Annotated in this window: 1 protein-coding gene; it reads left to right on the top strand. The window is 71.7% G+C overall.

The window, feature by feature from the left end; all coding sequences use genetic code 11:
• Window positions 1–15 precede the first annotated feature (15 nt).
• Entirely contained in the window at window positions 16–6,429 is a 6,414-nt protein-coding gene (locus tag AB0G13_RS33480) for an amino acid adenylation domain-containing protein (RefSeq protein ID WP_357883320.1), read from the top strand.
• Window positions 6,430–6,459: the final 30 nt, after the last annotated feature.

Here is a 6,459-nt window from a genome sequence, read left to right on the forward strand (position 1 = left end):
GTCAGCGCGCACCCGGTGCTGGTCGGCAGCATTGAGGCGCCGGTGGTCACCGGCACCCTGCGCCGCGATCTGGACGGCTGGGCCGAGTTCCTGCGTAGTGCCGGGTTGGTGTGGAGCCATGGCGTGCCGGTGGACTGGGCGAGCCTGTTCCCGCAGCGGCGCGTGGTCCCCGACCTGCCGACGTATCCGTTCCAGCACGAGCGGTACTGGCTCGACGGCCCGGCCGACGACGGCCGGCCCGCCCGGGTGGTGCTGCCGCCGGAACCGGCCGAACCGGTCGCCGTGCTCGGCCCGATGTCCCGGGACGACCTGGTCGAGGTCGTCCGCACCCAGGTCGCCGCGGTCCTCGGGCACCGCGACACCGATGCCGTGCCGGCCGGTCAGGACCTGATGGAGCTCGGCTTCGACTCGCTCACCTCGATGGAGCTGCGCAACCGGCTCGCGCGGCTGACCGGGGTGCAGGTGCCGCCGACGCTGGTCTTCGAGAACCGGACGGCGCTGCGGATTGCCGACGTGGTGCACGAGCGGCTGCACGACGCCGGCCCGTACACCGGACCGTCTCTGCTCGAGGTCGCGGCCCGGCGCCGGACCACACCGAGCGACGACCGCGTGCCGCTCTCCTTCCACCAGCAGCGGCTCTGGTCGCTCGACCGGATGGTGCCCGGCATCCCGGCCTACAACGTCGCCCTCGATCTGGACTTCAGGGGCGAGCTGGCGGTGGCCGACCTGGAGGCGGCGTTCAACGAGGTGATCGTCCGGCACGAGATTCTGCGCACCACGTTCCCGCACGTCGACGGGGAGCCGTGGCAGCGGGTGGCGCCCAGCCTGACCGTGACGATCCCGTTCGTCGATCTCGGCGAGCTGCCGCCGGCTGAACGCGCGGCCCGGTTCGCCCGGATCGCCGCCGAGGAGTCCCGGCACGTCTTCGACCTGAGCGCCGGCCCGCTGCTGCGCGCGGTGCTGGTCGGCCTCGGCCCCCGGGAACACCGGCTGGTGCTGGTCCTGCACCACATCGTGGTGGACGCCTGGTCCGGCTACGTGCTGATGCGCGAGGTCATGGCCATCCACGCCATGCTCACCGCTGGCGAGCCCGTGCGGCTGGCGCCGCCGCCCGTGCAGTACAGCGACTTCACGCTCTGGGAACGCGAGCGGATGAGCGGCGACGCGCTGCGGGAGAAGCTCGCGTACTGGCGGGAGCAGCTCGGCACCGACCGGACCGGCCTGGAGCTGCCGACGGACCACCCGCGCCCGGCGGTGCAGACGATGGCCGGCGACAGCCTGCGGTTCACCCTGGACGAGGACCTGGTCACCGCCCTGCGGGAGGTCGGCGACGCGCACGACGCGACGCTGTTCATGACGCTGGTGGCGGCGTTCAACGTGCTCCTGCACCGGTACAGCGGCGCCGACGACGTGGTGATCGGCACGCCCGCCGCCAGCCGGCTCGACGTGGACATCGAGGAGCTGGTGGGTTTCTTCGTCAACACGGTCGTGCTGCGGACCAGCATGGCCGGCGATCCGGAGTTCGCCGAGCTGCTGACCCGGGTCAAGACCGTCAGCACCGAGGCCTACGCGCACCAGGACATCCCGTTCGAGCTGCTCGTGCGCGAGCTGCTGCCCGGGCGCGGCATCAACATGAACCCGCTGTTCCAGGTGTGCTTCGCCATGCAGCCCAACCCGCGCGAGCGGTTCTGGGACGGCTCGCAGCTCACCGGCGGGCGGGAGATCCGCAACGGCACCTGCAAGTTCGACCTGTGGGTCTCGCTCACCGAGCAGGACGGCTACCTCAGCGGCGAGGTCGAGTACAGCACCGACCTCTTCCGGCGGGACACCGTCGAGCGCATCGTCGCGGCCTACCGCACGCTGCTGGGCGCGGTGGCCGCCGCGCCCCGGACCCGGATCTCGGAGCTGCGCCTGCTCTCCGACGAGGAGGAGCGCGCGGAGATCCTCGCGGGCACCGGCGAGAGCCGGCTCTTCCCGGGCGCCGACCGGTGCCTGCACCAGCTCGTCGAGGACGCGGTGGACCGGTGGCCGGACCGGGTCGCGGTCACCTGCGAGGGCCGCGAGCTGACCTTCGGCGAGCTCGACCAGCGCGCCAACCGCCTCGCGCACCGGCTGGTGGCGCTGGGCGTGGGCCGGGACGAGCCGGTCGGCGTCTGCGCGGAGCGGTCCGTCGAGCTGGTGGTGGCCCTGCTGGGCGTGCTCAAGGCGGGCGGCGCGTACGTGCCGATCGACCCGTCCTACCCGGCCCGACGAGTGGAGTTCATGCTCGCCGACGCGGCGCCCGGCATCCTGCTGACCCAGCCGCACCTGCTGCTCACGCTGCCCGACCACGCCGCGAAGGTGCTGCTGCTGGACGAGGAGATCGACGGCCCGGACACCCGGATGAGCGTCGCCGGGCCGGGCGATCTCGCGTACCTGATCTACACGTCGGGCTCGACCGGCGAGCCCAAGGCCGCCGCCGTCGAGCACCGCTCGATCGTCAACCGCCTGCTGTGGATGCAGCATGAGTACGAGCTGACCCCGGCCGACCGAGTGCTGCAGAAGACCCCGTTCAGCTTCGACGTGTCGGTGTGGGAGTTCTTCTGGCCGCTGATCATCGGCGCCCGCATGGTGCTGTCCCGCCCCGACGGCCACAAGGACCCGCGCTATCTGGCCGAGCTGATCCAGGCCGAGGGCATCACCACGATGCACTTCGTGCCCTCCATGCTGCTGATGTTCCTGGACGAACCGGCGAGCCGCGGGTGCACGTCGATCCGGCTGCTGTTCGCCAGCGGCGAGGCGCTGACCCCGGCCCAGGTGCACCGCAGCCGGGCCGTCCTCCCGGAAACCCGGCTGCACAACCTGTACGGGCCCACCGAGGCCGCGGTCGACGTCACCTACTGGCCCTGCCCGCCCACGGGCGACGTGACCGTGGTGCCGATCGGCCGGCCGGTGGCCAACACCGCCATCCGGATCCTCGACCGGCACCTGCGCCCCGTGCCGCCGGGCGTGGCCGGCGAGCTGTTCATCGGCGGCGTGCAGGTGGCGCGCGGCTACCTGAACCGGCCCGAGCTGACCCGCGAGCGGTTCCTGCCCGACCCGTACGCGGAGACGCCCGGCGCGCGGCTCTACCGCACCGGCGACCTGGGCCGACTGTTGCCCGGCGGCGACATCGCCTACCTGGGCCGCACCGACTTCCAGCTCAAGGTGCGCGGCCTGCGGATCGAGCCGGGCGAGGTGGAGGCGGCCCTGCGCCGGCATCCGGCCGTCCGGGAGGCGGTGGTGCTGGCCCGCGAGGTCGGCGACGAGTCCGCCCACCAGCAACTGGTCGCCTACGTCGTGCCGCCCGAGGACGGCGCCGGCGAGCTGGAGTCGACCCAGGTCACCGAGTGGCGGGACGTGTTCGACCGCACCTACGACGGCGCCGCCCCGGCCGAGTCCGACTTCAACGTGGTCGGCTGGACCAGCTCCCGCTCCGGTGAGCAGCTCCCGGACGACGAGATGCGGATCTGGGTCGACACCACGGTGGACCGGGTGCTCGCGCACCGGCCGCGGCGGGTGCTGGAGGTGGGTTGCGGCACCGGGTTGCTGCTGGCCCGCATCGCCCCGCACACCGAGGCGTACTGGGCCACCGACATCGCGGCGACGGCGCTGGACTACGTGCGCGAGCGGATCGTCCCCGACCTGCCGGCGGCCACCGAGGTCAAGCTGTTCCAGGCCGGGGCGGACGAGGTGGGCGGGCTGGCGGCCGAGCCGTTCGACGTGGTCGTGCTCAACTCGGTCGTGCAGTACTTCCCGGACGTCACCTACCTGCGGCAGGTCGTCACCGCGGCGGCCGGCCTGGTGCGGCCCGGCGGGACGATCTTCCTGGGCGACCTGCGCAGCAAGCTGCTGCTGGAGGCCCTGCACACCGAGGTCGAGCTGGCCGGGGCCGAACCGGGCACCACCGTGGCGGAGCTGCGCCGGCGGATCCGGGCCCGGGTCGCCGAGGAGCAGGAACTGGTCGTCGACCCGCGGCTGTTCCGCTGGCTGCACCGCGAGATCGCCGAGATCTCGGCGGTCGAGGTCATGCTCAAGCGGGGCCGGCACCACAACGAGCTGTCCCGTTACCGCTACGACGTGGCCCTGACCGTGCGGGGCCCGGCCATCGAGGCCGTCCCGGCGCCGGCTCTGGAGTGGACCGGCGAGCTGACACCGGCCGGGGTGATCGGGATGCTCACGACGGACGTCCTGGTGGTGAACGACGTGCCCAACGCGCGCCTGGCCGAGGTGAACGGCTGGCTCGGGGCGCTGGCCACGGCGGACGGATCGGAGCGCCTCGAACGGTTGCGGCCGGTGGCGCCGGCGGGCGTGGAGCCGGAGGACTGGTGGGAGTCGGCGGCGCGGCGCGGCCTCCGGGCGGACATTGCCTTCCAGGGTGACGACGGCCGCTACCGGGTGGTCCTGCGTCGTGCCGGCGTCCCGTTCCCGGCGCTGCCCGAGGCCGGCCGGCTCGACCCGACGCCGCACCGGTACGTGAACAATCCGCTGCTCCTGCGGATCAGCCGGCAGCTCAGTCGAGAGGTGCGCGACTTCCTGCAGGACAAGCTGCCGGAGTTCATGACGCCGTCGGTCGTCGTAGCGGTGCCGGAGTTGCCGGTCGACGCAAATGGCAAGCTCGACCGCAAGGCGCTGCCGGTGCCGTACCGCCATTCCGACAGCAACGCCGGCCGGGTGCCGCCCCGCACCGACGACGAGAAGACGCTCGCCAGCATCTGGTCGGACGTGCTCAACATCGACGAGGTCGGCGTGACGAGCAGCTTTTTCGCGCTCGGCGGCGACTCGCTGCTGGTGATCCGGATGGTCGGCCGGGCGGCGGCGGCCGGGCTCACGGTCACGCCGCAGGACGTCTTCCAGGCGCGGACGATCGAGAATCTGGCGCGGCTGGCCGGTTCCCGCGGCCCTGCCGGTGCCGTGCCGGAGGTTCCCGCGTTCGTCGACGTGGCGCCTGAGCTCGTCGCGCTGATCCGGCAGCGGTTCCCCGACGCGGATGACGTCTATCCGGCCGCACCCACGCAGCGGCACATCCTGCACCGGATGCGGCATACCCGTGAACCCGGCGGGAACGTCATCCACCACCGGTTCCGTATCGAGGACGCAACCTTCGACCCGGTGGCCCTGGAACGGGCCTGGCAGCACACAATCGACCGGTACCCGGCCCTGCGTACCAGCCACGTCCTGGTGCCGGGCGGGGAACCGGTGCAGGTCGTGCGCGGAGAGGTGAAGCTGCGCATCGACCGGCACGACTGGCGTTCGGTTCGGCCGGCCGAACAGCAGCGCAGGCTGCAGGCGTACGTGGCTCACCGGCGCGCGGCCGGATTCGACCCGGAGGCGCCATTGCAGATGCACGTCGCCCTGTTCCGGCTGGAGGATCACGTCTGGGAGTACATCTATCTGTTCAACCTGGCTGAGCACGACGGCTGGAGCTACATGATCATCATGCGGACGCTGCTGGACGCCTACGAGGCCGCGTCCGCCGGGGAGGCGCTGCGACCCGAACCGGTCGACGACTCGTTCGGCCGGCACTGCACGCTCAGCGCCCAGCGGGACCTGACCGAAGCCGAGGGGTTCTGGCGGGCTCAGCTCGGCCCGCCGCTTCCGGCGCTCACCGTGCCGGCGGACCGGCGGGCCGTCGGCCTGGAACCGCCGTACCTGCAGGAAACCATCGTCGTGCCCGCACTTGCCACCGCGGCTCTCACCGCACTGGCCAAGCGTGCGGATCTGACCCTCTACACCGTCGTGCTGGGCTGCTGGGCCATGGTCATGAGTGAGGTGACCGGCAGCCCTGACGTCGTGGTAGGTACCGTCTTCTCCGGTCGTGGAACGGCCCAGCTGGACATCGACCAGACGGTCGGCCAGTTCTTCAGCATCCTGCCGGTGCGCCACCGGGTGGACGCCGACGCCGGGCTGCCCGCGTGGCTGCGGGGCTTGCACGAACACGTGGCCGAAATTAGCCGGTACGAATATCTGCCGCTCGCCCGCCTGCACGAGCTGGCCGGGGTGCCGCTCGAGGAGAACCTGTTCGACAGCTTCGTCGTCAACGAGACCTTCCCGGAGCTGGAGTCCAACTTCGAGCGGTTCGCACGGGTACTCGGTGCCACGCCGGTGGAACTGCTCAATCAGACGGAGCATCCGATGCGGCTCGAGGTTGCCTTCGCCAACGGCGAGGTGCTGGTGAACTTGAACCACTACGCTGACCGCTTCGCGCCGGGAGAGGCGGCCTCCTGGCTCGACAAGCTCGAAAAGGTGCTGCTCGCCGTCGCGGAGAACAGCGACCGATCGATCGGTGAACTGGTCGGACGCGCCGGGAAGCCGGTTGCGCGTGCTCCATACCCGTCGGTACCGGATGGCAGCCGATCGTCCGGTACTCTGGCCGCGCCCGAATCCGACGATTCCGCGAGGTCGAGATGAAGATCGCTGTGGCCGGCTCCATCGCCACGG

Source organism: Micromonospora sp. NPDC023633, from assembly GCF_040640035.1.
In the GTDB taxonomy this organism is placed as follows: Bacteria; Actinomycetota; Actinomycetes; order Mycobacteriales; family Micromonosporaceae; genus Micromonospora.